Raw genomic sequence first — 22,389 nt, 5'->3', positions numbered from 1 at the left:
CACCGAACCGGAGACACCACCATGCGACACGACGCCAGCCCCCAACACACCAGCGTATCCACCCTCTACCTGAGTGCGCCCGAAGCGGTGGAGCTGATCCGGCGCAAGGGCCTTGCGGCCTGCCTGTCCGGCATTGCCGCCCACATCACCGAAGACTTCCTGCGCTGGGAGAGCTTCGACAAGTCCGCCCGGGTGGCCAGCTACTCGCGCGACGGCGCGATCGAGCTCATGCCGATCGCCGACGACGTGACCTACACCTTCAAGTACGTCAACGGTCACCCCAGGAACACGCGCCTGGGCCTGTCCACCGTGATGGCCTTTGGCGTGCTGGCCGACGTGGCCACGGGCACGCCGCAACTGCTCAGCGAACTGACCCTGACCACCGCCCTGCGCACGGCCGCCATGTCGGCCGTGGCCGCCAAGGCCCTGGCGCGGCCGGACAGCCGGGTGATGGCGCTGATCGGCAACGGTGCGCAAAGCGAGTTCCAGGCGCTGGCCTTCCAGCACTTGGTGGGCATCACCGCAGTGCGCCTGTACGACACCGACCCCGCCGCCACCGCCAAGCTGCAGGCCAACCTGCAGACCTCGGGCCTGGTGGTGACGGTGTGCGCCAGCACGGCCGAGGCGGTGCGCGGTGCCGACATCGTCACCACCATCACGGCGGACAAGGCGCGTGCCACGATCATCACCGCCGACATGGTGGAGCCGGGCATGCACATCAACGCCGTGGGCGGCGACTGCCCCGGCAAGACCGAGCTGCAGGCCGAGGTGCTCACGCGCGGCCGGGTCTTCGTCGAATACCCACCCCAGACCCGCATCGAGGGCGAGATCCAGCAGATGCCGGCCGACTTCGCCGTGACCGAGTTGTGGCAGGTGCTGGCCGGCCGCCAGGCCGGGCGCCGCAGCGATGACGAGGTGACGGTGTTCGACTCCGTGGGCTTTGCGCTGGAGGATTTCTCGGCCCTGCGCTTCATGCGCGATGCGGCGCTGGAATTGGGTGTGGGTGAGCGCATCCAGCTGATCCCCGACCTGGCCGACCCCAAGGACCTGTTCGGCATCCTGCGGCAGGCCGTGGCGGTTGCGGCTCCGCGCCTGCAGGCCGTGGCCTGAGGTTCAGGCCGCCGGGGCGAGGTCGGATAAGGCGATCAGCAGGCTGTTGGGCTCGGGGTTGTGGCAGGCCAGGCCCCGTGCCGCCACGTCCTCATCGAAGCGAACGAGCATACGGCCTTGCGCATTGGCGGGGCCGAGCACCGTGCCGCTGCTGCCGATCAGCCGCCAGTAGTCGTCCGCGGGCTTGCCATCCGGCGGGCCTTCGGCCGTGCCGTTGAAGCGCTGCAGCACCACGCGGGTGCCGGGCGCATGCAGGGGGCTGCCGCCGCTCAATCGCGCCACACCACGCTGCTGGCCGGGTCGGCGCGCGTGGTACGGAACTGGTTGGCAGGGTGCGCCGGATCGGCCAGGCCGAACGAGATGCCGCAGACGATGCTGCGGTCTGTGCCGATGCCCAGCACCTCGCGCAGCACGCCCGGGTAGGAGGCCAGCGCCGCCTGCGGCACCGCGGCCACGCCCAGGCTGTGCGCGGCGATCAGGAAATTGCCCACGTAGGCGCCGCAGTCCACCGCGCCGTACACGCCCAGGGCCTCGTCGCTGCTCACGATGGCCACGTGCGGTGCGCCGAACATGCTGAAGTTCTCGGCCGCCTGGCGCGCCGACGCAGCCCGGTCGCCCTTGGCGATGCCCAGCGCCTCGTACAGGCCGTAGCCGCATTCGCGCCGGCGCTCCTGGTAGACGCCGCGGTACTCGCGTGGCCAGGGCAGGTCGGGCGAGGGTTGCGCACGGGTGATGGCGTCCTCAAAGGCGGCACGCAGCCGGTCCAGGGTCTCGCCGCTGGCGATGTGCACCTGCCAGGGTTGGGCGTTGCACCACGAGGCCGTGCGCTGTGCCGTGGCCAGGATGCGCTCGATGGTCGCGCGGGGCAGGGCTTCGGGCAGGAAGGACCGGCAGCTGTAGCGCGTGTGCAGCAGCTCGGAGAGGGTGTCGTGCGCAGGCGTGGTCATGGCCCGCCTCAGGCCTTCCTGGCCTTGGCCGGTGCCTTGGCGGCCGGTTTGGCCGGAGCCTCTTCGGTGGCCTTTTTCTTGGGCGCGGCCTTCTTGGCGGCGGCGGGTGCGGGTGCGTTGAGCAGCGCATCGAGCTGCTCGCCGATCTCGCTCTCGATGCGGTCCTTGAACGCTCCGAACAGGAAGCCGAGCTGGGCATTCATCTCGAAGCGCGTTGCATCGACCAGCAGCGTGCCCTTCACACCCGAGCGGCTGAAGTGCAGCGTGTCCTCGGTGTCGCCTTCTTCGTAGGTGCATTCCATGTCGAACTTCTTCTCGGCCTTTTCGGCCCAGGAAAAAGCGACTTTGCGGGCCTGCTTGAAGCCCAGTTGGTGTTCGCGGTGGATATAGATGTCAGGCACCGGGGGTCTCCTGGTTGGGTAGCAATTGGCGCAGCACTTCGTGGCGCTGCGCCTGGGGTTGTTCACTCAGCACACGCACCGCATCATAAAACCGGCGCCAGTCGCGTCCCTCGCGCTCGAAGATCGCCACGAAGGCGGGCACGAACTCGTTGTAGGCCGCCTGGGCACCAAAGCTGGCGTTGTTGGCGCTGGCCACCCAGCGGTCGTAGCCTGCCGTCTGGGCCGGCGTGGCCTGCCAGCGCTCGCGCAGGGCCGCATAGTCGGCGCGAAAGGACTGCATGGCTGCGGCCTTCAGCGCCTCCCTGTCCGGCACGCTGTCCTGGGCGTAGAGCTTGGCGAGACGCTCGCGCGTGGCCTGGGTCAGCGCGCGGAAATCGCGCCGGCGCACCTCGCTGGCCGCGAAGGCCGTACTGGCCTGGGGCGTGGCCTGCTGGGCCAGCCAGCGTGCGCTGCCCAGCCGTTCCACCGCGGTGGCAAAGGATTCGTTGAACAGGGTGTCGCCCTTGGCGTAGACCACCTGGTGGGCCAGCTCATGGAACAGCAGGCGCACGAACTCCCCCTCCGGCCAGCCGATGAAGGTGCTCAGCAGCGGGTCGCCTCCGGCCCAGTTCATGTAGCCCAGCGTGGAATAGGCGGGCACGCCATAGACCTCGACCTCCAGCCCCGCCTTGGCGAGCCGATCGGCCTCGGCGCGCGCATCGGCTTCGTCGAAGTAGCCGCGGTAGCCGATGCAGCCCGTGACCGGAAAGCACCAGGTGTGCAGCGTGAGCGAGTAGGGCGGCGCGGCCACCACGTTCCACACGGCGGCCGTGCGTTTCAGGTCCGCATAGCGGCGGTAGCTGGCGTTGTCGGGCAGGCCGAGTTCCGCCACGGCAAAGGCGCGGGCGCGCTGGGCCAGTTGCAGGCGCTCGCGCAGGGGCACGGGGATGTCGGTGCGCGCGATCCAGTCCTCCAGTGGCTCGGCCGAGCGCATCAGCTGCACATGGCCGCGCACCGATTGCCAGTAGTAGCCGAGGGCATTGCCATTGCTGGCGCAGCCGGCCAGGGCCAGGCTGGCCATGAGGACCGGCAGGGCGGCCCGCAGGCCGGGCAGAGCGGAACGTGATGCGAATGGCGTTGGCATATCCTGCGGTCAGTTTAGGGCCTGTCAGCAGCATGGCGGATGGAATTCCTAGAATCAACCTCATGACCGAAGCTACCGCCATCTCCGAGATACCCGACGGCCTGTTCGCCGACGACGCTGGCTGCCCGCGCTGCAGCTGGTGCCAGGCCACGCCGCTGTACCGCCACTACCATGACAGCGAATGGGGCTTCCCGGTGGCGGACGACCGGCGCCTGTTCGAGAAGCTGTGCCTGGAAGGCTTCCAGTCCGGCCTGAGCTGGCTCACCATCCTCAACAAGCGCGAGGGCTTTCGGGCTGCGTTCGCGCAGTTCGATGCAGTGCAGGTCGCAGAGTTCACCGAGGCCGATGTGGAGCGCCTGGTGGCGGACGCGGCCATCGTGCGCCACCGGGGCAAGATCGTCTCGACCATCAACAACGCCCAGCGTGTGCTGGAGCTGCGCGAGGAGTTCGGCTCGCTCGCGCACTACGCCTGGCGCTACGAGCCGCCGGCCGGCGAGCGGCCCGAGCGCATCACGCGCGACGTGGCGCGCACCTTCATCACATCGCCCGGGTCGATCGCGATGTCCAAGGACCTCAAGAAACGCGGCTGGAGCTTCGTCGGCCCGACCACGGTGTATGCCTTCATGCAGGCCATGGGCCTGGTCAACGACCACCTCGAAGGCTGCCATGCGCGCGAGAAGGCGCTCAAGGCGCGGGCGGACTTCGCCGTGCCCGGGCGCTGACCCGGTTCAGCCCGGCCAGCCGGGCAGCCTTTGAAGGGCCTGCAGCAATTGCCGGCCCGCCTCGTCCAGGCTGGTGTCGTTGCGCACCTCGATGCCGGCCGTGCCCGGCGGCGCCAGAAAGCGCAGCGCGCGCTGCACGCGCTGTTCCACTTCGTCGGAGTTTTCCCGGCCCCGGGATTGCAGGCGCTGGCGCAGCACCTCGGGGCTGGCCGTGATGTGCACGGCCACCAGGGCCGGGTAGCGCTGCAGCGCCTCGGGCAGGTAGGCGCGCGAGCCGTTGACCAGCAGCCAGCGGCCCCGGGCCAACGGGTCCAGCTCGCCGTGGCGCACGCCGTAGGCCAGTCCATTGGCTTCCCAGTGCAGGGCAAACGCGTTGGCGGCGCGCAGCGTGGCATGCTCTTCGGGCGTGGTGCTTTCGTGGGCCTCGCCTCCGGAGGCCGCGGGGCGGCTGATGGTGCGCCGTGCCCATTGCATGGGCAGTGCGGGCGGCAGGTGCTGGCGCAGCCAGTCGAGCAGGCTGTCCTTGCCGGCGCCCGAGGGGCCCATGAAATACAGCAATTTCGCCGCGGTGCTGCTCATGCGCCCAGCTCCAGGTGGTCCAGCAGCACGAAGTCGGCGCCCGGCGTGGGCTCGGCGAAAAGTGCCAGGCTGTTGAAGCGCAGGGGCGGCAGGTCGGCGAAGAACTGGTCGGCAGCGTCCTGTACCAGCTCCACGGTCTCGTCATCCGCACCCGCGAGCGATCCGGTCAGCGACATGTGGAAGCGGAACTCCTCCAGCACGAAGGGATAGCCCCACTGCTGCAGCAGTTCATCCTGCCGGGGCGTGAGCCCGGCGGCGCGGCGGCGCGCCAGGTCAGCGGCCGACAGGGGCGCGGCCAGGGGCTGCAGCTGCTTCACGCAGGCAGCGGCTGCGGCCTGGATCTCGGCGTTGGCCGGGTGCGATCGCGTGGGCACCAGCGCGAGGAAGTCGTCGATGCGCTCGACCTGCATGGGCGGCAGGGCGAAGGGGCGCAGGCTGCCGGCCAGGGTCTGCACGGCATGGTGCAGCGTGAGCCAGTCCACGCCCGGCGCCAGTGCAAACGGGGCCTTGAGCGTGGCGTGCCAGCCATAGCGGCGCGGGGCGGCGGTCAGGCGTTCCAGCGCGTCCTTGGCGACGCCGTGGATGTCCAGTTGCTGCATAGGCTGCAGCAGCGCGGCGCAGCGTCCCAGCCAGTGGCTGCCGGCCAGCCAGGCCAGCGTGCCGGGGTTGGGCGCGAAGTACACCGCATAGCGGCGTGCGGTAGCGGGGGAGGGGGTGTTACTCGTCGTCATGGGTGATGGTGAGTTTGACGCGGTCGCCCGCGAACCAGGCGCGTGCCAATTCAATGGGCGTGCCGGCCAGGTCGACGTTCAGGCTCTCGACCAGCAGCACCGGGCGCGCGGCGGGCTGGCGCAGCTCGGCGGCCACGGCGGCGTCGGGCAGCTCGGCGGTGATGCGGCTCTCGCGCCGGGTGTAGTCGGCCACGCCGTGTGCGGTGAAGCCGGCGGTGATGGAGCCGGTCTCGCGCACCACGGCGGCCAGGCCCTCGAAGCGGGGCAGGGGAAAGTAGCGCTCGCTCACGTGCAGCGGCTGGCCCTCTGCCTGGCCGATCACGCGCAATTGCAGCAGCGGGCTGCGGGCCGGCACCTGCAGGGCCTTGGCCAGGGCGGCCGTGGCGCGCACCGTCTGTTCCTGCAGCACCACCAGGCTGCCGCGCAGGCCCGTCTGGGCCAGGCCCTGCTGGTGGCGCACCCGCTTGCCCAGGGCCAGGTCCACTGCGAAGTCCTCCACGTAGGTGCCGCTGCCCTGGGTGATGCGGACCAGCCCCTGGCTGCACAGGCTGGCCAGCGAGCGGCGGATGGTGTGGCGGTTCACCCCGAACTGCTCGGCCAATGCATGTTCCGAGGGCAGGCGCTGGCCCGGGGGGTAGATGCCGCTGCCGATGGCCTCGGCCAGTTCGGCGGCAATGCGGGTCCAGAAGCTGTCGCGTGCCGGGCGTGCGGCAGGGGCGGGGTGGGCAAGAACTTGTGTGCTGGTGGTGGCTGTCATGAAACCTACATGCGCGCTGTCTAAGCTGGCGCCAGTTGTTCAATTTGTCTATACAACTTCAAGAGTACCACCTCCATGTTTCAAGCCTTTGACAACCCCGGTCCGGGCCGCCCGCTGGCGCGGGCGCACTGGATGTCGCTGCTCGCCCGGGCACCCATCGACATCCTGGAGCCTGCGCTGCACGGACATGCCGCGCTGCCCGCACGCTGGCTGCGTGCCCCCGAAACCGGGCTGATGATGGTGCAGGGCCGCGCCGGCGGCACCGGCGAGCGCTTCAACCTGGGCGAGGTCACGGTCACCCGCTGCGCACTGCGCGTGGAGGCGGATGCTGCCGAGGGTGGTGAACCCACCGTGGGCGTGGCCTACGTGCTCGGCCGCTCGCACCGCCAGGTGCAGTTGGCCGCGCTGGCCGATGCGCTGCTGCAGGACCCTGCGCGCCAGGCCGCGCTCGACGCCAGCCTGCTCGACCCCATCCGCCGCCACCTGGCCCAGGCGCAGTCCGAGCGCCAGGCCCGGGCGGCCAGCACGCGGGTGGACTTCTTCACCGTGGCGCGCGAGAGCGGCAGCATCAACGACGACGGCAGCGAGGAGGACCAGGCATGAGCACCACCCCGACGACCTCTCTGTCCGCATTGGGTGCGGGCTTTTCCAGCGAGGCCCTGGGCAGCCAGGCCGTGTTCCGCTCGGTGCTCAAGGCGCTGTCCCAGCCTGGTGACCCGGTGGCGCTGGAGCACGATGCCGAGGTGCCCGCCACGGGCCACGCCGCATCGGCCGCCGTGCTGCTGGCCCTGCTCGACAGCGAATGCACGCTGTGGCTCTCGCCCACGCTCGCTGCCAGCCAGGCCGGCACCTGGCTGCGCTTTCACACCGGCTGCGTGCTGGTGGACGCCCCCGGGCAGGCCCGGTTTGCCTGGGTGGCCGCAGGGGACGCCCTGCCCGCGCTGGCCAGCCTGCAGCGCGGCAGCGACGAGTACCCCGACCAGTCTGCCACCTGCGTGATCGACGTCGCGGTGCTGGCGCCCGCGCTGGCCGGCACGGACAGCTGGCGCCTGTCGGGCCCCGGCATCCAGGCGGTGCAGCACCTGCGCGTGGCCGGCCTGCCCGAGGACTTTGTACCGCAGTGGGCCGGCAACCACGGCGCCTTCCCGCGCGGGGTGGACGTGGTGCTGGCCACGGCCACGCACATCGCCGGCCTGCCGCGCACCACCCGCATCGAATCACCATCCACCGTGGAGGCCTGAGCCGCATGTACGTTGCCGTCAAGGGCGGGGAAACCGCCATCCTCAACAGCTACCGCCTGCTGGCCGAGCAGCGCCGGGGCGACACGGCCGAGCCGGAACTCTCGGTGGCGCAGATCCGCGCGCAGCTCAAGCTGGCCGTGGACCGCGTGATGACCGAAGGCTCGGTCTACGATCCCGAGCTGGCGGCCCTGGCCATCAAGCAGGCGGCGGGCGACCTGGTGGAAGCCATCTTCCTGCTGCGCGCCTACCGCGCCACCTTGCCGCGCCTGGGCACCACCTTGCCGCTGGATACCGCGCGCATGGCACTCACCCGGCGCATCTCGGCCACCTTCAAGGACCTGCCCGGGGGCCAGGTGCTCGGCCCCACCTACGACTACACCCAGCGCCTGCTGGACTTCACGCTGCTGGCCCAGGGCGATGCACCGGCGGCAACGGCCGCCCCCGCACCGCTGGCCGATGCACCAGCGACCACGCCGCGCGTGGTCGACCTGCTCAACCAGGAAGGACTGATCGAGACCCGCCCCATTCCCGAAGGCGACCCGGCCCCGGCCGACCTCACGCGCGAGCCGCTGCGCTTTCCAGCCAACCGGGCCACGCGCCTGCAGAACCTGGCGCGCGGCGACGAGGGCTTCCTGTTGGCCATGGCGTATTCCACGCAGCGCGGCTACGCGCACTCGCACCCCTTCGTCGGCGAGCTGCGCCTGGGCACGGTGGCGGTGGAAGTCGTGCCCGAGGAACTGGGCTTTGCCATCTCCATCGGCGACATGGAGCTCACCGAGTGCGAGATGGTCAACCAGTTCGCGGGCAGCAAGCAGCAGCCGCCGCAGTTCACGCGCGGCTACGGCCTGGCCTTCGGCCACAGCGAGCGCAAGGCCATGGCCATGAGCCTGGTGGACCGCGCCCTGCGCGCCGACGAGCTGGGCGAGCCGGTGGAGTCGCCCGCGCAGATGCAGGAGTTCGTGCTCTCGCACAGCGACAGCCTGGAAGCCTCGGGCTTCGTGCAGCACCTGAAGCTGCCGCACTACGTGGACTTCCAGTCCGAGCTGGAGCTGGTGCGCCGCATGCGTGCCACCGCGGCCACAGCCCCTGCCGACGACACCCCCGAAGGAGACGACGCATGAACGCGCCCCACGAGCCCGCACTGATGGGCCTGCCGGCCGATGCCGCAGCCACGGACGGCCACTTCAACTTCGCTTACCTGGATGAGCGCACCAAGCGCATGATCCGCCGGGCCATCCTCAAGGCCGTGGCCATTCCGGGCTACCAGGTGCCCTTCGGTTCGCGCGAGATGCCGCTGCCCTATGGCTGGGGCACGGGCGGCATCCAGGTCACGGCGGCCATCATCGGGCCTGACGACTGCCTCAAGGTCATCGACCAGGGCTCGGACGACACGGTCAACGCCGTCAACATCCGCCGCTTCTTCGAGCGCACCACGGGCGTGGCCACCACCACGCGCACCACCGAGGCCACGCTGATCCAGACGCGACACCGCATCCCCGAGACGCCGCTGGCGGAGGGTCAGGTCCTCGTCTACCAAGTGCCGGTGCCCGAACCCATGCAGCGCCTGGAGCCGCGCGAGACCGAGACACGCACCCTGCACGGCCTGGCCGAGTACGGGCTCATGCACGTCAAGCTCTACGAGGACATCGCGCGCTATGGCCACATCGCCACCACCTACGACTACCCGGTGCTGGTCAATGGCCGCTATGTGATGGCGCCGTCGCCCATCCCCAAGTTCGACAACCCCAAGATGCACATGAACCCGGCGCTGCAGCTCTTCGGCGCGGGCCGCGAAAAGCGCATCTACGCCGTGCCGCCCTACACGCCGGTGGAAAGCCTGGGCTTCGAGGACCACCCCTTCGAGGTGCAGCGCTGGGACTGCGGCTGCGCCCTGTGCGGCGCCACGGACAGCTTCCTCGACGAGGTCATCACCGACGACCAGGGCACGCGCATGCATGTGTGCTCCGACTCCGACTACTGCCAGGAGCGCCAGGCCGCGGCGGTAGCCGCGTCCGAAGGGGAGCCCGCATGAGCACCGTGATCCTGCGCGAAGCCACCGAGGCCGATCTCGACGAGGTGCTGGCCCTGTACCAGGGCATCGAGGACAGCCCCGAGCACGTGCTCACGCTGGAGGACGCCCGGGCCATGCTGGTGCAGTTCAGCACCTACCCGAGCTACCGGCTGTGGGTGGCCTGCGAGAGCACCGGGTCGGGCGCCGACGTGGTCGGCACCTACACCCTGCTGGTCATGCACAACCTGGCCCACCGGGGCGCGCCTTCGGCCGTCGTCGAGGACGTGGTGGTGGCCGCCGACCGCAAGGGCCAGGGCATCGGTCGCCAGATGATGGCCCACGCCGTGCAGCTGGCGCGCGAGGCCGGTTGCTACAAGCTGGCCCTGTCGTCCCACCGCAAGCGCACCGATGCGCATGCCTTCTATGAATCCCTGGGCTTTGCGCAGCATGGCCTGAGCTTCTCCATCGAACCCTGATCGCCATGGACGCCACCCTTTCATCCCCCACCCCCCTGCTCAGCGTGCGCGGCATCGGCAAGCGCTATGGCCAGCGCGTCGCGCTGCAGGATGCCTCGTTCGACCTGTGGCCCGGCGAGGTGCTGGCCGTGGTCGGCGAGTCCGGCTCGGGCAAGTCCACCCTGCTCAACGCCGTGGCCGCACGCAGCCGGCCCGATGCGGGCAGCGTGCACTTCCAGGACCGCAGCGGCACGCTGCAGGACGTGCTGGCCATGGGCGAGGCACAGCAGCGCCTGCTGGCGCGCACCGACTGGGGCTTTGTGCACCAGAACGCGGCCGACGGCCTGCGCATGGACGTTTCGGCCGGCGCCAATGTGGGCGAGCGCCTCATGGGCCTGGGCGAGCGCCACTACGGCCGGCTGCGCGCCACCGCCACCGAATGGCTGCAGCGCGTGGAGATCGATGCCAGCCGCATCGACGACGCGCCGCGCGCCTTCTCGGGCGGGATGCGCCAGCGCCTGCAGATCGCCCGCAACCTGGTCACCCAGCCGCGCCTGGTGTTCATGGACGAGCCCACCTCGGGCCTCGATGTCTCGGTGCAGGCGCGCCTGCTGGACCTGTTGCGCCAGCTCACGCGGCAGATGCAGCTGGCGGCCATCGTCGTCACCCATGACCTGGCCGTGGCCCGCCTGCTGGCCCACCGCATGGTGGTGATGCAGCGCGGCCGGGTGGTCGAGTCGGGCCTCACCGACCAGGTGCTCGACGACCCCCAACACCCCTACACCCAGCTCCTCGTTTCCTCGGTACTGCAACCATGATGATGAACACCCACCCACCCATCCTGGAGCTCAAGGGCGTGGCAAAGCGCTTCACCCTGCACCACCAGAACGGCATCGAGCTGCCCGTGCTCGGCAACGTGGACCTGAGCGTGGGCCCCGGCGAATGCGTGGTGCTCGACGGCCCGTCGGGCATGGGCAAGAGCACGCTGCTCAAGATGGTCTATGCCAACTACCGCGCCAACGCCGGCAGCATCACCGTGCAGCCGGCCACCGGCCCCGCGGTGGACGTGACCCGGGCCACGCCGCGCGAGCTGGTGCAGCTGCGCCGCGACACCATCGGCTACGTGAGCCAGTTCCTGCGCGTGATCCCCCGCGTGAGCGCGCTCGACGTGGTGGCCGAGCCGCTGGCCGAAGACGCCGGCAGCGACGAGGCGGCCCTGGCGGCCGCGCGCGACACCGCCCGCACCTGGCTCGACCGTCTGCGCATTCCCGAACGCCTGTGGCACCTGCCGCCCGCCACCTTCTCGGGCGGGGAGCAGCAGCGCATCAACATCGCCCGCAACATGATCAAGCCCAAGCCCCTCTTGCTGCTCGACGAGCCCACCGCATCGCTCGACGCCGCCAACACCGACACGGTGATCGCCATGGTCCGCGAGGCCGTGGCGCGCGGCGCCGCGCTGGTCGGCATCTTCCACGACGCGCATGTGGGCGCCGCCGTGGCCACGCGCCGCGTGAACGTGGCGGACTTCTGCGGGGTGGCCGCATGAGCGCAGCAGCTGTATTTCACAACGCCCGCATGGTGCTGCCCGGCGAGGTGGTGCAAGGCTCGCTGTCGGTGCGGGACGGACGCATCGACGCCCTGGCTTCGGGCGGCACGGCCGCGCTGCAGGGCATCGACCTGGGCGGCGACTACCTGCTGCCCGGCCTGGTGGAGGTGCATACCGACAACTTCGAGCGCCACCTGATGCCGCGCCCCAAGGTGCAGTGGGCCGAGATGCCGGCGCTGCTGGCGCACGACGCCGAGATTGCCGCGGCCGGCATCACCACCGTGCTCGACGCGCTGGGCGTGGGCGAGGCCGACGTGGACAGCCTGCGCGGCAGCGCCTGGAACCGCGTGCTCGACACCATCGACACCTGCACCGAGCGCAACCTGCTGCGCGCCGACCACCACCTGCACGTGCGCTGCGAGCTGCCCGCGCCCAACACCATCGACCTGTTCGGCCCCTTCCACGGGCATCCGCGCCTGTCGCTGATCTCGCTGATGGACCACACCCCCGGGCAGCGCCAGTGGGAGAACCTGGAGCAGGCGCGCACCTACTACACCGGCAAGAAGGGCTGGAGCAGCGAGAAGTTCGAGCGCCAGGTGCAGCATGCCGCCACCCTGCAGGCGCAGTACGCCGAGCCGCACCGTGCCTATTTCGTGGACTACTGCCGCACCCATGGCATCGCGCTGGCCAGCCACGACGACACCACGGTGGCGCATGTGGAGCAGGCCCATGCCGAGGGCGCGGGCATGTCGGAGTTTCCGACCACGCTTGCGGCGGCCCAGGCGGCGCACCAGCGCGGCCTGCTCACGGTGATGGGCGGGCCCAACGTGGTGCGCGGCGGATCGCACTCGGGCAACGTCGCGGCGGCCGACCTGGCGCGCCAGGGCCTCCTGGACATCCTTTCGTCCGACTACGTGCCCGGCAGCCTGCTGAGCGCCGTGATGCGCCTGGTGCACGACGGCATCCTCACCCTGCCCGAGGCGGTGGCTACCGTCACGCGCAACCCGGCGCGCGCTTCGGGCATGCACGACCGGGGCGAGCTGGTTCCCGGCCTGCGCGCGGACCTGATCCAGGTGCACATGGCCGACCTGCCCGGCGGCGCCCAGCAGGCCGTGGTGCGCGGTGTCTGGCGCGAAGGGCAGCGCGTGCTCTGAACGTAGCTTGACATGCAAATTTCCCGCAACTGTCAAGGCACTGTCACAGCCGCCTCCCACACTGCATTTGTATAGACAACTTGGAATCCGCCATGCCCATCGCCCTCCGCATCGAGCAACTGAACAAGCATTTCGCCAACGGCAAGCACGCGCTGCGCGACATCGACCTCACGGTGCATGCCGGCGAGATGGTGGCGCTGATCGGTGCCTCGGGCTCGGGCAAGTCCACGCTGCTGCGCCATGTGGCGGGCCTGGTCGTGGCCGACGGCGACAGCCACTCGCTGATCGAGGTCGATGGCCGCTGCGTGCAGCAGGGCGGGCGCATCCACCGCGACATCCGCAAGGTGCGCTCGCAGGTGGGCTTCGTGTTCCAGCAGTTCAACCTGGTGGACCGCCTGCCCGTGATGATGAACGTGCTGGTGGGCATGCTGCACCGTACGCCCAAATGGCGCGGCTGGCTGCGCGTGTTCCGCCCGCACGAGCGCGCCCTGGCACTGGAGGCCCTGGCCCGCGTGGGCATTGCCGACTGCCATGCGCAGCGCGCCTCCACCCTGTCGGGCGGGCAGCAGCAGCGCGCGGCGATCGCGCGCACCCTGGTGCAGGGTGCCAAGGTGGTGCTGGCCGACGAACCCATCGCCTCGCTGGACCCCGAATCCTCGCGCAAGGTCATGGACATCCTGGCGCGCATCAACCGCGAGGACGGCAGCACCGTCATCGTCTCGCTGCACCAGGTGGACGTGGCCATCAAGTACTGCCCCCGCGTGGTCGCACTGCACCAGGGCCGCGTGGTCTACGACGGCCCCTCGGTCGCCCTCACGCCGGCACTGCTGCGCGAGCTCTATGGCGTGCAGGCCGACGAGATCCTGGGGGCCAGCCTGCCCCAGGCGCCGGTCACCGCGCCCGCGCAGCAGCCCGCCAATGGCTGGGTGCAGCCCCTGGCCCAGGCGGCCTGAGTCTCCTCCTTCGCTCTCTCCCGCGGTTTCCGCATCCCTTTCGACCGTTCTCCCTTTCACTGGAGCCATCCATGTTCAAGAAACTGTGCGCGACCCTGGCCATCGGCCTGGGCATGACCACGGGCGCCTTCGCCCAGGACATCAACTTCGGCATGATCTCGACCGAAGCGACGCAGAACCTCAAGGCCGACTGGCAGCCCCTGCTGGACGACATGGCCAAGCAGACGGGCCTGAAGATCAACGCCTTCTTCGCCTCCGACTACGCCGGCCTCATCGAAGCCATGCGCTTCAACAAGATGCAGGTCGCCTGGCTGGGCAACAAGTCGGCCATGGAGGCCGTGGACCGCGCCAATGGCGAAGTCTTCGCGCAGATGGTCAACGCCGACGGCACCCAGGGCTACTACTCGCACCTGATCGTGCACAAGGACAGCCCGCTGGCCACGCTGGACGACGTGCTCAAGAACGGCAAGTCGCTGAGCTTCGGCAACGGCGATCCCAACTCCACCTCGGGCTTCCTGGTGCCTGGCTACTACGCCTTTGCCCAGAACAAAATCGACGCCAAGACCCATTTCAAGGTGGCGCGCAGTGCCAACCACGAGACCAATGCCCTGGCCGTGGCCAACAAGCAGGTCGACGTGGCCACCAACAACAGCGAGAACCTCGAGAAGATCAAGGAACGCCAGCCCGAGAAGTTCAAGGACATCAAGATCGTCTGGACCTCGCCGCTGATCGCGCTCGACCCGCTGGTGATGCGCAAGGACCTGCCCGAGCCGCTGAAGGCCAAGATCAAGGACTTCTTCTACAACTACGCCAAGACCGATGCGCGCGAGAAGGAGATCGTGATGAAGATCTCCAAGCTCTCGGGCTTCAAGCCCTCGACCAACGCGCAACTGACACCCATCCGCCAGCTCGACCTGTTCGGCAAGCGCAACAAGATCGAAGGCGACGCCACGCTGGCCGACGCCGACAAGAAAACCCGCCTGGCCGAGATCGACCAGCAGCTGGCGTCCCTGAAGTAAACAAGCCAGCCAGCACGCAACGCATCCGGCCAGTCCCCACCATGTCTTCCGCATTGACCCCTTCGCTCGCGACCCTGGCGAGCACCACGGCGCCCAAGCGCAGCCTCGCCTGGTATCTCTCCTGGGGCATCCTGCTGGTGGTGCTGGCCGCATCCTGGAAGGGCGCCGACATGCGCCCGCTCGACCTCGTCCGCGATTCGGGCAACATGGCCCAGTACGCGGCCGAGTTCTTCCCGCCGAACTTCTCGCAGTGGCAGATCTACGTGCAGGAGATGCTGGTCACGCTGCAGATCGCGCTGTGGGGCACGGCGCTCGCGGTGGTCACGGCCGTGCCGCTGGCGCTGCTGGCCTCGTCCAACATCGCGCCCTGGTGGGTCAACCAGCCGGTGCGCCGCGTGCTCGACGCCTGCCGCGCCATCAACGAGATGGTGTTCGCCATGCTCTTCGTGGTGGCCGTCGGCCTGGGGCCGTTTGCCGGCGTGCTGGCGCTGTGGATCCACACCACGGGCACGCTGGCCAAGCTGTTCTCCGAGGCGGTCGAGGCCATCGACCCGCAGCCCGTCGAGGGCATCCGCTCCACCGGCGCCAGCGCGCTGCACGAGATCATCTACGGCGTGATCCCGCAGGTGATCCCGCTGTGGATCTCCTACACCCTCTACCGCTTCGAGGCCAATGTGCGCTCGGCCTCGGTGGTGGGCATGGTGGGGGCCGGCGGCATCGGCGTGGTGCTGTGGGAGATCATCCGCGGCTTCCAGTACGCCGAGACCTGTGCGGTGATGCTCATCATCGTGGTCACCGTGAGCGTGATCGACCTGGTGTCCGCCCGCATCCGCAAGACCATGATCTAGGGATGGATACGCCATGGCGCTGACCCCGCACGACATCGCCCTGCTGCTCACCGAGCGCGGGCAAAAGCAGTACGGCCGCGAGGCCGTGAGCCAGCTCGACCATGCGCTGCAGTGCGCGCACCTGGCCGAAGGGGCAGGCGAAACCCCGGCCACCGTGGTCGCAGCCCTGCTGCACGACCTGGGCCATCTGCTGGCTCCGGCGGCGGAGGTGCACGAGAGCCGTGCACCGCGCCACGACGACCTGCACCAGTACGTGGCCCTGCCGTTCCTGCACGGGGTGCTGCCCGATGCGGTGCTGGAGCCGATCCGCATGCACGTCGATGCCAAGCGCTACCTGTGCGCGGTGGATGCGGGCTACTGGGCCACGCTGTCGCCCGCTTCGCAGCACAGCCTGGAGCTGCAAGGAGGGGCGTATGGTGCGGTGGAGGCGGACCGCTTTGCCAGCCAGCCCTTCGCGCACGAGGCCATTCGCCTGCGCCGCTACGACGACTTGGCCAAGGTGCCGGGCCGGGCCACGCCGCCGCTGCCGCACTACCTGGCGTTGCTGGAGCGGGTCTCCAGCCAGGCCTGATCAGCGGAATTCCGGGATATCGGGCACGGAGCCCCACATGCAGAACGACGTGGGGTGGAACGGGAACTGGCGCGGTGGCGCATCCGGGTCGGTGACCATGCGCACGCCACTCGAGAACTCGTAGACCATGCCGTCCGGCCCCTCGAAGTAGAGGAACATGGCGCCCGAAGTCGGGTGCTTGCCCGGTCCGAACACCACGCGGATGCCGCGCGATTGCAGCAGATACCAGGCGCGCATCAGGTCATCGATGGACGCCACCTGGTGGTTGATGTGCTGCACGCCCGCATAGCCCGAGGGGAACAGCGCGATCTTGTGGTGCACCTCGTCGATGCGCAAGAGCGGCGCGGCACCGATGCGGTCGCTGACCTTGGCGCTGAGCACCGTGGTCCAGAAGCGCTCGTCGCGCGCCGGGTCGGTGCTGCGCAGGCCCACGTGCGAGAAGCCGGTGTTGCCCGTGTCGCGCGTCGGAAAAAAGCGCACCCCGCTGTGGAAAGGCGACACCGCCAGTTCGATGGCGTTGCCGCTCGGGTCGTTGAAGCCGATGAAGGCCTGCACGCGGCGTTGCTCGCATTCGTCGGCGCGCCCCTCGCGCACCGCATGGCCCAGGCGTTCGAGCTCGGCCGCGGCAGCCTGCAGTTCGGCCATGGACGCGAGCTCGAAGCCGGTGGTGTGGTCCGCCGGGTCGCCGTCGAAGTACACCAGCGTCTGCTCGCGCGCGTCGCTGCGAAAGCCCACGGCCCTGCCATGCCGCGGCGGCCCGTAGCGCTGCCCTTCGCGCAGGCCCAGGATGTCATTGGCGTAGCGGCATGCGCCATCGAGATCGCGCGTGCCCAGGCGCACGTAGCTGATGTCCTTGAGTGCAATCATCTTCGTTCTGTCTCCGTCATTCTGGTGCGAGCCGGTGCCTTGCTAGTCGAGCTTGAGCTTGGCATCGGCGATCACGCGGCCCCACAGCTGGGTCTCCCGGCCAATGTACTCGCCGAACTCGTCGGGCTTCTGGTCGAAGCGGTTGTAGCCCAGCGTGCGGTAGCGGTCGGTGAGGTCCGGCGTGGCCAGGACCTCGGTGATGTCCGCCGCGATCTTCTCGCGCAGGGGCTTGGGCGTGTTGCGCGGGGCGAACAGGCCGAACCAGGCATTGGCCACGAAGGCCTTGGCCTGTGCCGAGCCGGCCATGCCGGGTACCCCGGGCGCGAACGGCGAGGGCTGCGCAGCCGCCACGCCCACGAAGCGGATGCGGCCCGACTTCTCCATGGGCCCGGCGCTGGCGATGCTGCCCAGCGCCCACTGCACCTCGCCGGTGGCCACGGCGGCAAACAGCTGCGGGATTTCCTTGTAGGGCACATGCGTCATGTGCGTGTTCGTGGCGGCCAGCAGGCGCAGCGCGCCCAGGTGGCCGGGGCTGCCCAGGCCCCAGGAGCCGTAGGTGACCCGGTCCGGCGCGGCCAGGGCGGCCTGCACGATGTCGTCGACCGATTTGAAGGGGCTGTCCTTGGCCACGGCGACGAAGAAGTCGGTCTGCAGCGTCGGGCGGATGGGCGCGAAGTCGCGCTGCGGGTCGTAGGGCAGGCGGCTGTACAGGTGCACGTTGGAGGTCAGCATGGTGCTGTCCAGGTGGATCAGCTCATGGCCGTCCGATGCGGCACTGCGCGTGGCATTGAAGGCCACGACACCGTTGCCGCCGGGCTTGTTGTCGACGATGACCGGCTGGCCCCAGCGGCGCGCGAGCTGCTCGGCCACCAGCCGCAGCGAGACATCGGGCCCGCTGCCGGTGGAGGCGGCGGTGGTGATCTTGATGGGCTTGGAAGGCCAGGTGTTCGCCATCGATGGCGTGGCGTGCAGCCAGGCGGCGGTGCCGCCGGCGCCCAGTACCAGGACCTGGCGGCGGGACAAGGGGGAGGAGGGGGCCTGGGTTGGGCTGGCGCCGCAAAGGGGTTTCATGGATCGGTTTCCTTGTGTGTGCGCCGGGACATGTGAGGGCGCCTTACTTTTGTACTGGTGCGCTGCCCCGCTGAACAGAGGCAACACCAGCAAAACCGATCGAAAAACCGCTTAAATCGCGCTCTGGTCTGCGTATTTTGTGAACAGCTTCAAGAATGCTTCAGCGGCCATTGAAAATGGCCGTGCGCGGGTGCACAGCGCAACAATTTCCCGCGTCACCACGGGGTCGGTCAGCGGCACCGAGACCACGCGCTGCCCGTCCACGCGCGACAGGCTGTAGGCCGGCAGCACCGAGACCCCGAGGCCCGCCGCGACCAGGCCGACGGCGGTCTGGATGTTGGCCACCTCGAACGCGGGCTTCAGGCGCAGCGTGAGCTGCCCCAGGGTCTGGTCGGCCAGCCGGCGCAGGCCCGTGTTCGAGGTCAGCAAGATCAGGCTCTGGTCTGTGAGGTCGCCCCAGCTCGCCTCGCGGCGCTCGGCCAGCGGGTGGTCGGGGCTGCAGGCCAGCACCAGCGTGTCCTTGTAGAGCACCTGGGAGACCAGGTCCGTCGAGGCCAGGTCGGCGGTGCAGATGCCGAAATCCGACTTGCCCTCGCGCACGTGGGCCACGACCTGGTCCACGGGGGCATCCACCAGGGTCACCGTGACGTTCGGGAACTGCTCGCGAAAGCGTGCGATGACCTCGGGTACCAGGCTGGCCGCCAGCAGCGGCGAGGTCACGACCGAGAGCCGCTCGCTCTTGCGGCGCTTGCTCTCCTGCAGCGTCTGCAGGCCCGAGTCGAGGGCAAAGAAAACGTCGCGCACCGTGGGCAGGAACTGGCGGCCGGCCTCGGTCAGCTCGATGCGGCGCGTGGTGCGCTCGAACAGACGCACGCCGAGTTCTTCCTCCAGCGTGCGCACCAGCATCGACAGCGCCGAGATCGTGAGGTGCATGCGCGCGGCCGCCCGCGTCATGGTGCCTTCGTGCGCGACGAGCCAGAACGCGCGCAGCTGGCGCAGGCTGAGGTTGGAGGGGTTGTCCAGGAGGTCCATGGCGCGATTGTGTCGGCAAACTTCAAAGTCTTTCAAAATTATGCGATTGCCCGGCGAAGGGGGCATCGGTCTAATCCGCTCCATGCTGAAAACGGCCTTCACCCCCCTTCGCCGCGAAGATCCCGCTCTGCTCACGGGCCGTGGGCAGTACACCGGCGACGTGGTGGCCGAAGGCGTGCTGCATGCGGTGTTCGTGCGCTCTCCGCTGGCGCACGGCCGGCTGCGTTCGATTGCGACCGGGGCGGCCGAGCAGTCCGCCGGTGTCGTGGCGGTGCTCACTGCCGAGACCTTGCTGGCCCCGTCGGATGCGGACCGCGTGGTCCACATGCCCCCACCCAACCCGCTGCTGCCCGTAGCCAGCGTGCCGCGCATCGAGCCGCTGGCGCGCGGCGAGGTGGTCTATGTCGGCCAACCCGTGGCCCTGGTGCTCGCCCGTTCGCCGGCCCAGGCGCAGCAGGCCGCGTCGTGCGTGCAGCTCGACATCGAGCCGCTGGTGCCCGTGCCGGACTTCGACGGCACCCGTCCCGTGACCGAGGTGGAGCACCACTTCGAGGCAGCGGATGCCTCCACCCACGTGGTCGCCAGCGAAGCCAGCGCCGCGCTGGAGGTGCCGCGCGTGCTGGCCCTGTCGATGGAGCCGCGCGGGATGCTCGCGCACTGGCATGGGCCAGTCGGTGCCGATGCTGCACCGGCCCGCCTCACGGTCCACCTGGGCACGCAGTCGCCGACCCGGGCGCAGGCGGATATCGCTGCCGCGCTGGGCTGGGACGAAGCGCGCGTGCGTGTCATCACCGGCAACGTGGGCGGTGCCTTTGGCGCCAAATCATCGCTGTGCCCCGAAGACCTGGCCATCCCGCTGGCCGCACGCCGCGTGGGTGCCTCGGTGCGCTGGATCTCCTCGCGCTCGGACGAGTTCACCTCGGGCATGCACGGCCGGGGGGCGCGCATGTCGGGCCGCCTGTCTGTCACGGCGCAAGGGCGCTTTGCCGCATTGCAGGCCGAGCTGCAATTCACCTTGGGCGCCTGGCTGCCGTTCTCGGCCGTCGTGCCGCTGCGCAACACGGCGCGCATTCTGCCCGGGCCCTACCGCGTGGCGCGGCTCGACGTGCAGGGGCGCGCCGGCCTGGCCCACACGGCCCCGGTCACCATCTACCGCGGTGCGGGCCGGCCCGAGGCCGCACTGCTGATGGAAACCCTGGTCGAGCAGGCCGCGCGCGCCGCGGGCATCGACCCGGTGGAACTGCGCCGGCGCAACCTGGTGGAAGCCGCCGACATGCCCTACACCACGCCGACCGGCGAGGTCTTCGACAGTGGCGACTACCGGCGTGCGCTGGAGCTGGCCTGCGAGCGCTTCGGCTACGCGGAGCAGCGCGTGCTACAGGCGCAACGCCGCGCCGAGGGCGAGGTGGTGGGCATCGGCATGGCGCTCTATGTCGAGCCCTGCGGCGTGGGCTGGGAGTCGGCGCGCGTGGACTGGCATGAAGACGGCCGCGTGACCGTGGCCACGGGGTCCCCCGCGCAAGGCCAGGGCCATGCTACGACCTATGCGCGCATTGCCGGCCAGGCGCTGGGCATGGCCGCGGAGCAGGTCGAGGTCGTGTATGGCGACACCGCACTGTGCCCGCCCGGCGTGGGCGCGCTGGCCAGCCGCAGCACCGCCCTTGCGGGCAGCGCCATTGTGCAGGCCTGCCGCGACCTGCTGGCGCGGCGTGCGGCGGGCGAGGCGCTGCCGCTGACCTCGGCGGGCCGTTTCACGGGGGGGGAGGCCTGGAGCTACGGCTGCGTGATCGCGCGCATGGCGGTGGACCGCGACACCGGCCGCCCCACCATCGAGCAGATCACCTGGGCCGACGACGCCGGCCACATCGTCCACCCCGAGCTGGCCAAGGGCCAGCTCATCGGCGGCCTCGCCCAGGGCCTGGGCCAGGCCCTGCTGGAGCGCCTGGTCTACGACGGCGCGGGCCAGCTGGTGACCGGCTCGCTGATGGACTATGCCGCGCCGCGCGCTGACGACATGCCGGCCGCCATCGACATCCACAGTTTTTCCACGCCCAGCCCGCACAACCTGCTGGGCGCCAAGGGCGTGGGCGAAGCCGGCTGCATTGGCGTGCCGGCCGCGCTGATGAACGCGGCGCGCGATGCGCTGGCACCGGTGGGCGAATGCCCGCTGCAGTTTCCCCTCACCTCCGAACAGTTCTGGCGCGCGATGAGCGGCCGGAGTGCCTCCACCGAAACCATGTCTTGAAAGGACAACACCATGGATTACAAGAAGTCTGAAGCCAAGGAATATGCCCGCGAACACTTCGTCGGCGTCTGGGCTGCCAACCTCACGCCCTTCGACGGGGCCCTGCGCATCGACGAGAAGGCGCTGCGCCAGAACATGGACCACTGGATCCGCGACCTGAAGCTGGGCGGCCTGTTCATCGCGGGCAAGCAGGCCGAGTTCTTCGCCATGTCGATCGAGGAGCGCAAGCGCCTGATCACCCTGTCGGTCGAGGCCGCGCAGGCTGCGGGCAACCGCGGCGGCATCGGCCGCTGCGGCATCATCACCTCGTGCTCGGACACCAACCTCGACGTGGTGCTCGACCTGGCGCGCCATTCGGCCCAGGTCGGTGCCGACTACGTGATCGTGCACAGCCCGGTGCTGCACTTCGGCGCCGATACGGAAGAGACGATCTACGAGTACTACCGCTACCTGTCGGAGCAGCTCGACATCGGCATCGCCATGTGGAACCACCCCGACTGCGGCTATACCATGAGCCCTGAGCTGTGCAACCGCATCGCCGACCTGCCCAACATCGTGGCCATCAAGTACAGCGCCGACCGCGCGCGCTACAAGCGCCTGACCGAACTGGCCGGCCACAAGATCCAGGTGAGCAACCCTTCCGAGGAAGACTGGCTGGAAAACATCATCGAGCTCAACTGGAAGCTCTACCTGTGCTCCACGCCGCCCTTCCTGCTGCAGACCAAGGTGGACCAGCGCATGAACGAGTACACCCGCCTGGCCTTTGCCGGCCAGCACGCCGAAGCGCGCAAGGTGCGCGACAGCCTGGAGCCGGTGCGCGCCGCATTCCGCGCCAGCAAGCCCGCCGGCAAGCCGCAGGCGCACGGCAAGGCCTGGCAGGAACTGCTGGGCCAGCACGGCGGCCCCGTGCGCCGGCCACTGCTGAACATGACCGAGGCCGAGCTGGCTGCCACGCGCGAAGCCTTTGCAGGCTGCGGCCTGCGCCTGGCCTGAGGCGCGCACCCGC

26 protein-coding genes are annotated in these 22,389 nt (G+C 69.6%); 16 read left to right on the top strand and 10 right to left on the bottom strand.

All coding sequences use genetic code 11. The features are described from left to right. The first annotated feature begins 21 nt into the window (after positions 1–21). Positions 22–1,110 carry an ornithine cyclodeaminase gene (ocd, locus tag AC07PF_RS03945; RefSeq protein WP_007860942.1) on the top strand — a complete coding sequence of 363 codons (1,089 nt, stop codon included), beginning with the start codon at positions 22–24 and terminating at the stop codon, positions 1,108–1,110. Between the two features lie 3 nt (positions 1,111–1,113). Here ocd and AC07PF_RS03940 read toward each other — a convergent pair whose 3' ends face one another. Genes AC07PF_RS03940 through AC07PF_RS03925 form a run of 4 tightly spaced genes read right to left on the bottom strand, consistent with a single transcriptional unit; the run spans position 1,114 to position 3,518 of the window. Next, entirely contained in the window at positions 1,114–1,392 is a 279-nt protein-coding gene (locus AC07PF_RS03940; RefSeq protein WP_494609201.1) for a hypothetical protein, read from the bottom strand. Beyond that, positions 1,380–2,057, bottom strand: coding sequence for a nitroreductase (locus AC07PF_RS03935; protein ID WP_007860940.1), 678 nt, complete (start codon positions 2,055–2,057; stop codon positions 1,380–1,382). The genes AC07PF_RS03940 and AC07PF_RS03935 overlap by 13 nt, the downstream gene beginning before the upstream one ends. 8 nt (positions 2,058–2,065) lie before the next feature. After that, on the bottom strand, positions 2,066–2,458 hold the full coding sequence (locus AC07PF_RS03930) for a polyhydroxyalkanoic acid system family protein (protein ID WP_494610952.1): 393 nt from the start codon (positions 2,456–2,458) through the stop codon (positions 2,066–2,068). Further along, positions 2,451–3,518, bottom strand: a complete 1,068-nt coding sequence (locus AC07PF_RS03925; protein WP_007860936.1) for an aminopeptidase — start codon at positions 3,516–3,518, stop codon at positions 2,451–2,453. The genes AC07PF_RS03930 and AC07PF_RS03925 overlap by 8 nt, the downstream gene beginning before the upstream one ends. 125 nt (positions 3,519–3,643) lie before the next feature. On the opposite strand from AC07PF_RS03925, the gene AC07PF_RS03920 reads away from it, so the two are divergent. Continuing rightward, complete coding sequence (locus AC07PF_RS03920; RefSeq protein ID WP_494610951.1) at positions 3,644–4,303, top strand: DNA-3-methyladenine glycosylase I; 660 nt, start codon at positions 3,644–3,646, stop codon at positions 4,301–4,303. Positions 4,304–4,309: 6 nt separating this feature from the next. Here AC07PF_RS03920 and phnN read toward each other — a convergent pair whose 3' ends face one another. The 3 genes from phnN to phnF are packed head-to-tail and all read right to left on the bottom strand — an operon-like array spanning position 4,310 to position 6,370. Beyond that, positions 4,310–4,882 carry a phosphonate metabolism protein/1,5-bisphosphokinase (PRPP-forming) PhnN gene (gene phnN, locus AC07PF_RS03915; protein WP_007860933.1) on the bottom strand — a complete coding sequence of 191 codons (573 nt, stop codon included), beginning with the start codon at positions 4,880–4,882 and terminating at the stop codon, positions 4,310–4,312. Next, on the bottom strand, positions 4,879–5,613 hold the full coding sequence (locus AC07PF_RS03910; protein WP_494610950.1) for a DUF1045 domain-containing protein: 735 nt from the start codon (positions 5,611–5,613) through the stop codon (positions 4,879–4,881). The genes phnN and AC07PF_RS03910 overlap by 4 nt, the downstream gene beginning before the upstream one ends. After that, positions 5,600–6,370, bottom strand: coding sequence for a phosphonate metabolism transcriptional regulator PhnF (phnF, locus tag AC07PF_RS03905; RefSeq protein ID WP_494610949.1), 771 nt, complete (start codon positions 6,368–6,370; stop codon positions 5,600–5,602). Before phnF ends, AC07PF_RS03910 begins: the two co-directional genes overlap by 14 nt. A 75-nt stretch (positions 6,371–6,445) precedes the next feature. Here phnF and phnG point away from each other — a divergent pair, with 75 nt between their 5' ends. The 12 genes from phnG (at position 6,446) to AC07PF_RS03845 (ending at position 16,168) form a co-directional block, all read left to right on the top strand. Further along, positions 6,446–6,973 (top strand): phosphonate C-P lyase system protein PhnG, encoded by a 528-nt coding sequence (gene phnG / locus AC07PF_RS03900; RefSeq protein ID WP_494610948.1) that lies wholly within the window; start codon positions 6,446–6,448, stop codon positions 6,971–6,973. Next, the gene (phnH, locus tag AC07PF_RS03895) at positions 6,970–7,611 is read left to right on the top strand and encodes a phosphonate C-P lyase system protein PhnH (protein ID WP_494610947.1); all 642 of its coding nucleotides are present in this window, start codon (positions 6,970–6,972) and stop codon (positions 7,609–7,611) included. The genes phnG and phnH overlap by 4 nt, the downstream gene beginning before the upstream one ends. Positions 7,612–7,616: 5 nt before the next feature. Continuing rightward, complete coding sequence (locus AC07PF_RS03890; RefSeq protein WP_494610946.1) at positions 7,617–8,732, top strand: carbon-phosphorus lyase complex subunit; 1,116 nt, start codon at positions 7,617–7,619, stop codon at positions 8,730–8,732. Then, positions 8,729–9,643, top strand: a complete 915-nt coding sequence (locus AC07PF_RS03885) for an alpha-D-ribose 1-methylphosphonate 5-phosphate C-P-lyase PhnJ (protein ID WP_007862058.1) — start codon at positions 8,729–8,731, stop codon at positions 9,641–9,643. The genes AC07PF_RS03890 and AC07PF_RS03885 overlap by 4 nt, the downstream gene beginning before the upstream one ends. Then, positions 9,640–10,098, top strand: coding sequence for a GNAT family N-acetyltransferase (locus tag AC07PF_RS03880; protein ID WP_007862057.1), 459 nt, complete (start codon positions 9,640–9,642; stop codon positions 10,096–10,098). Before AC07PF_RS03885 ends, AC07PF_RS03880 begins: the two co-directional genes overlap by 4 nt. 5 nt (positions 10,099–10,103) lie before the next feature. Then, positions 10,104–10,895 (top strand): phosphonate C-P lyase system protein PhnK, encoded by a 792-nt coding sequence (gene phnK / locus AC07PF_RS03875; RefSeq protein WP_145694866.1) that lies wholly within the window; start codon positions 10,104–10,106, stop codon positions 10,893–10,895. Next, a complete protein-coding gene (gene phnL / locus AC07PF_RS03870) occupies positions 10,892–11,623 on the top strand; it encodes a phosphonate C-P lyase system protein PhnL (RefSeq protein ID WP_494610945.1) in 732 nt (243 codons plus the stop codon). Before phnK ends, phnL begins: the two co-directional genes overlap by 4 nt. Continuing rightward, complete coding sequence (locus AC07PF_RS03865) at positions 11,620–12,777, top strand: alpha-D-ribose 1-methylphosphonate 5-triphosphate diphosphatase (protein WP_145694864.1); 1,158 nt, start codon at positions 11,620–11,622, stop codon at positions 12,775–12,777. The genes phnL and AC07PF_RS03865 overlap by 4 nt, the downstream gene beginning before the upstream one ends. A 92-nt stretch (positions 12,778–12,869) precedes the next feature. Next, positions 12,870–13,730, top strand: coding sequence for a phosphonate ABC transporter ATP-binding protein (gene phnC / locus AC07PF_RS03860; RefSeq protein WP_494610943.1), 861 nt, complete (start codon positions 12,870–12,872; stop codon positions 13,728–13,730). 71 nt (positions 13,731–13,801) lie between these two features. Further along, the gene (gene phnD / locus AC07PF_RS03855) at positions 13,802–14,749 is read left to right on the top strand and encodes a phosphonate ABC transporter substrate-binding protein (protein ID WP_145694862.1); all 948 of its coding nucleotides are present in this window, start codon (positions 13,802–13,804) and stop codon (positions 14,747–14,749) included. A gap of 41 nt (positions 14,750–14,790) precedes the next feature. Next, complete coding sequence (phnE, locus tag AC07PF_RS03850; RefSeq protein WP_007862043.1) at positions 14,791–15,597, top strand: phosphonate ABC transporter, permease protein PhnE; 807 nt, start codon at positions 14,791–14,793, stop codon at positions 15,595–15,597. A 13-nt stretch (positions 15,598–15,610) separates the two neighbouring features. Continuing rightward, the gene (locus AC07PF_RS03845) at positions 15,611–16,168 is read left to right on the top strand and encodes a phosphonate degradation HD-domain oxygenase (protein ID WP_494610942.1); all 558 of its coding nucleotides are present in this window, start codon (positions 15,611–15,613) and stop codon (positions 16,166–16,168) included. Here AC07PF_RS03845 and AC07PF_RS03840 read toward each other — a convergent pair whose 3' ends face one another. The 3 genes from AC07PF_RS03840 to AC07PF_RS03830 form a co-directional block, all read right to left on the bottom strand. Continuing rightward, positions 16,169–17,035 (bottom strand): VOC family protein, encoded by an 867-nt coding sequence (locus AC07PF_RS03840; RefSeq protein WP_007862039.1) that lies wholly within the window; start codon positions 17,033–17,035, stop codon positions 16,169–16,171. Positions 17,036–17,077: 42 nt separating this feature from the next. After that, complete coding sequence (locus AC07PF_RS03835) at positions 17,078–18,106, bottom strand: Bug family tripartite tricarboxylate transporter substrate binding protein (protein WP_007862037.1); 1,029 nt, start codon at positions 18,104–18,106, stop codon at positions 17,078–17,080. Positions 18,107–18,217: 111 nt separating this feature from the next. Continuing rightward, the gene (locus tag AC07PF_RS03830; RefSeq protein WP_007862035.1) at positions 18,218–19,138 is read right to left on the bottom strand and encodes a LysR family transcriptional regulator; all 921 of its coding nucleotides are present in this window, start codon (positions 19,136–19,138) and stop codon (positions 18,218–18,220) included. Positions 19,139–19,220: 82 nt separating this feature from the next. On the opposite strand from AC07PF_RS03830, the gene AC07PF_RS03825 reads away from it, so the two are divergent. Both AC07PF_RS03825 and AC07PF_RS03820 read left to right on the top strand, forming a co-directional pair. Next, positions 19,221–21,383: a xanthine dehydrogenase family protein molybdopterin-binding subunit gene (locus AC07PF_RS03825; RefSeq protein ID WP_494610941.1), complete on the top strand. Its 2,163-nt coding sequence runs from the start codon at positions 19,221–19,223 to the stop codon at positions 21,381–21,383. A 12-nt stretch (positions 21,384–21,395) separates the two neighbouring features. Next, a complete protein-coding gene (locus tag AC07PF_RS03820; protein WP_494610940.1) occupies positions 21,396–22,376 on the top strand; it encodes a dihydrodipicolinate synthase family protein in 981 nt (326 codons plus the stop codon). Positions 22,377–22,389: the final 13 nt, after the last annotated feature.

The organism is Acidovorax sp. GW821-FHT10A04 (assembly GCF_059415825.1).
The sequence above is the reverse complement of the archived record's forward strand: the minus strand, read 5'-3'. Positions and strand labels throughout refer to the sequence as shown.

Coding starts and splice junctions, on each gene's coding strand:
- AC07PF_RS03885 (WP_007862058.1), top strand. CDS start 8,729: ATGAACGCGCCCCACGAGCCCGCACTGATGGGCCTGCCGGCCGATGCC.
- phnE (WP_007862043.1), top strand. CDS start 14,791: ATGTCTTCCGCATTGACCCCTTCGCTCGCGACCCTGGCGAGCACCACG.
- AC07PF_RS03845 (WP_494610942.1), top strand. CDS start 15,611: ATGGCGCTGACCCCGCACGACATCGCCCTGCTGCTCACCGAGCGCGGG.
- AC07PF_RS03835 (WP_007862037.1), bottom strand. CDS start 18,106: ATGAAACCCCTTTGCGGCGCCAGCCCAACCCAGGCCCCCTCCTCCCCC.
- AC07PF_RS03820 (WP_494610940.1), top strand. CDS start 21,396: ATGGATTACAAGAAGTCTGAAGCCAAGGAATATGCCCGCGAACACTTC.
- phnH (WP_494610947.1), top strand. CDS start 6,970: ATGAGCACCACCCCGACGACCTCTCTGTCCGCATTGGGTGCGGGCTTT.
- AC07PF_RS03830 (WP_007862035.1), bottom strand. CDS start 19,138: ATGGACCTCCTGGACAACCCCTCCAACCTCAGCCTGCGCCAGCTGCGC.
- AC07PF_RS03925 (WP_007860936.1), bottom strand. CDS start 3,518: ATGGCCAGCCTGGCCCTGGCCGGCTGCGCCAGCAATGGCAATGCCCTC.
- AC07PF_RS03880 (WP_007862057.1), top strand. CDS start 9,640: ATGAGCACCGTGATCCTGCGCGAAGCCACCGAGGCCGATCTCGACGAG.
- phnC (WP_494610943.1), top strand. CDS start 12,870: ATGCCCATCGCCCTCCGCATCGAGCAACTGAACAAGCATTTCGCCAAC.
- ocd (WP_007860942.1), top strand. CDS start 22: ATGCGACACGACGCCAGCCCCCAACACACCAGCGTATCCACCCTCTAC.
- phnG (WP_494610948.1), top strand. CDS start 6,446: ATGTTTCAAGCCTTTGACAACCCCGGTCCGGGCCGCCCGCTGGCGCGG.
- AC07PF_RS03910 (WP_494610950.1), bottom strand. CDS start 5,613: ATGACGACGAGTAACACCCCCTCCCCCGCTACCGCACGCCGCTATGCG.
- AC07PF_RS03840 (WP_007862039.1), bottom strand. CDS start 17,035: ATGATTGCACTCAAGGACATCAGCTACGTGCGCCTGGGCACGCGCGAT.
- phnD (WP_145694862.1), top strand. CDS start 13,802: ATGTTCAAGAAACTGTGCGCGACCCTGGCCATCGGCCTGGGCATGACC.
- AC07PF_RS03890 (WP_494610946.1), top strand. CDS start 7,617: ATGTACGTTGCCGTCAAGGGCGGGGAAACCGCCATCCTCAACAGCTAC.
- AC07PF_RS03865 (WP_145694864.1), top strand. CDS start 11,620: ATGAGCGCAGCAGCTGTATTTCACAACGCCCGCATGGTGCTGCCCGGC.
- AC07PF_RS03825 (WP_494610941.1), top strand. CDS start 19,221: ATGCTGAAAACGGCCTTCACCCCCCTTCGCCGCGAAGATCCCGCTCTG.
- phnF (WP_494610949.1), bottom strand. CDS start 6,370: ATGACAGCCACCACCAGCACACAAGTTCTTGCCCACCCCGCCCCTGCC.
- AC07PF_RS03935 (WP_007860940.1), bottom strand. CDS start 2,057: ATGACCACGCCTGCGCACGACACCCTCTCCGAGCTGCTGCACACGCGC.
- phnN (WP_007860933.1), bottom strand. CDS start 4,882: ATGAGCAGCACCGCGGCGAAATTGCTGTATTTCATGGGCCCCTCGGGC.
- AC07PF_RS03920 (WP_494610951.1), top strand. CDS start 3,644: ATGACCGAAGCTACCGCCATCTCCGAGATACCCGACGGCCTGTTCGCC.
- phnK (WP_145694866.1), top strand. CDS start 10,104: ATGGACGCCACCCTTTCATCCCCCACCCCCCTGCTCAGCGTGCGCGGC.
- phnL (WP_494610945.1), top strand. CDS start 10,892: ATGATGATGAACACCCACCCACCCATCCTGGAGCTCAAGGGCGTGGCA.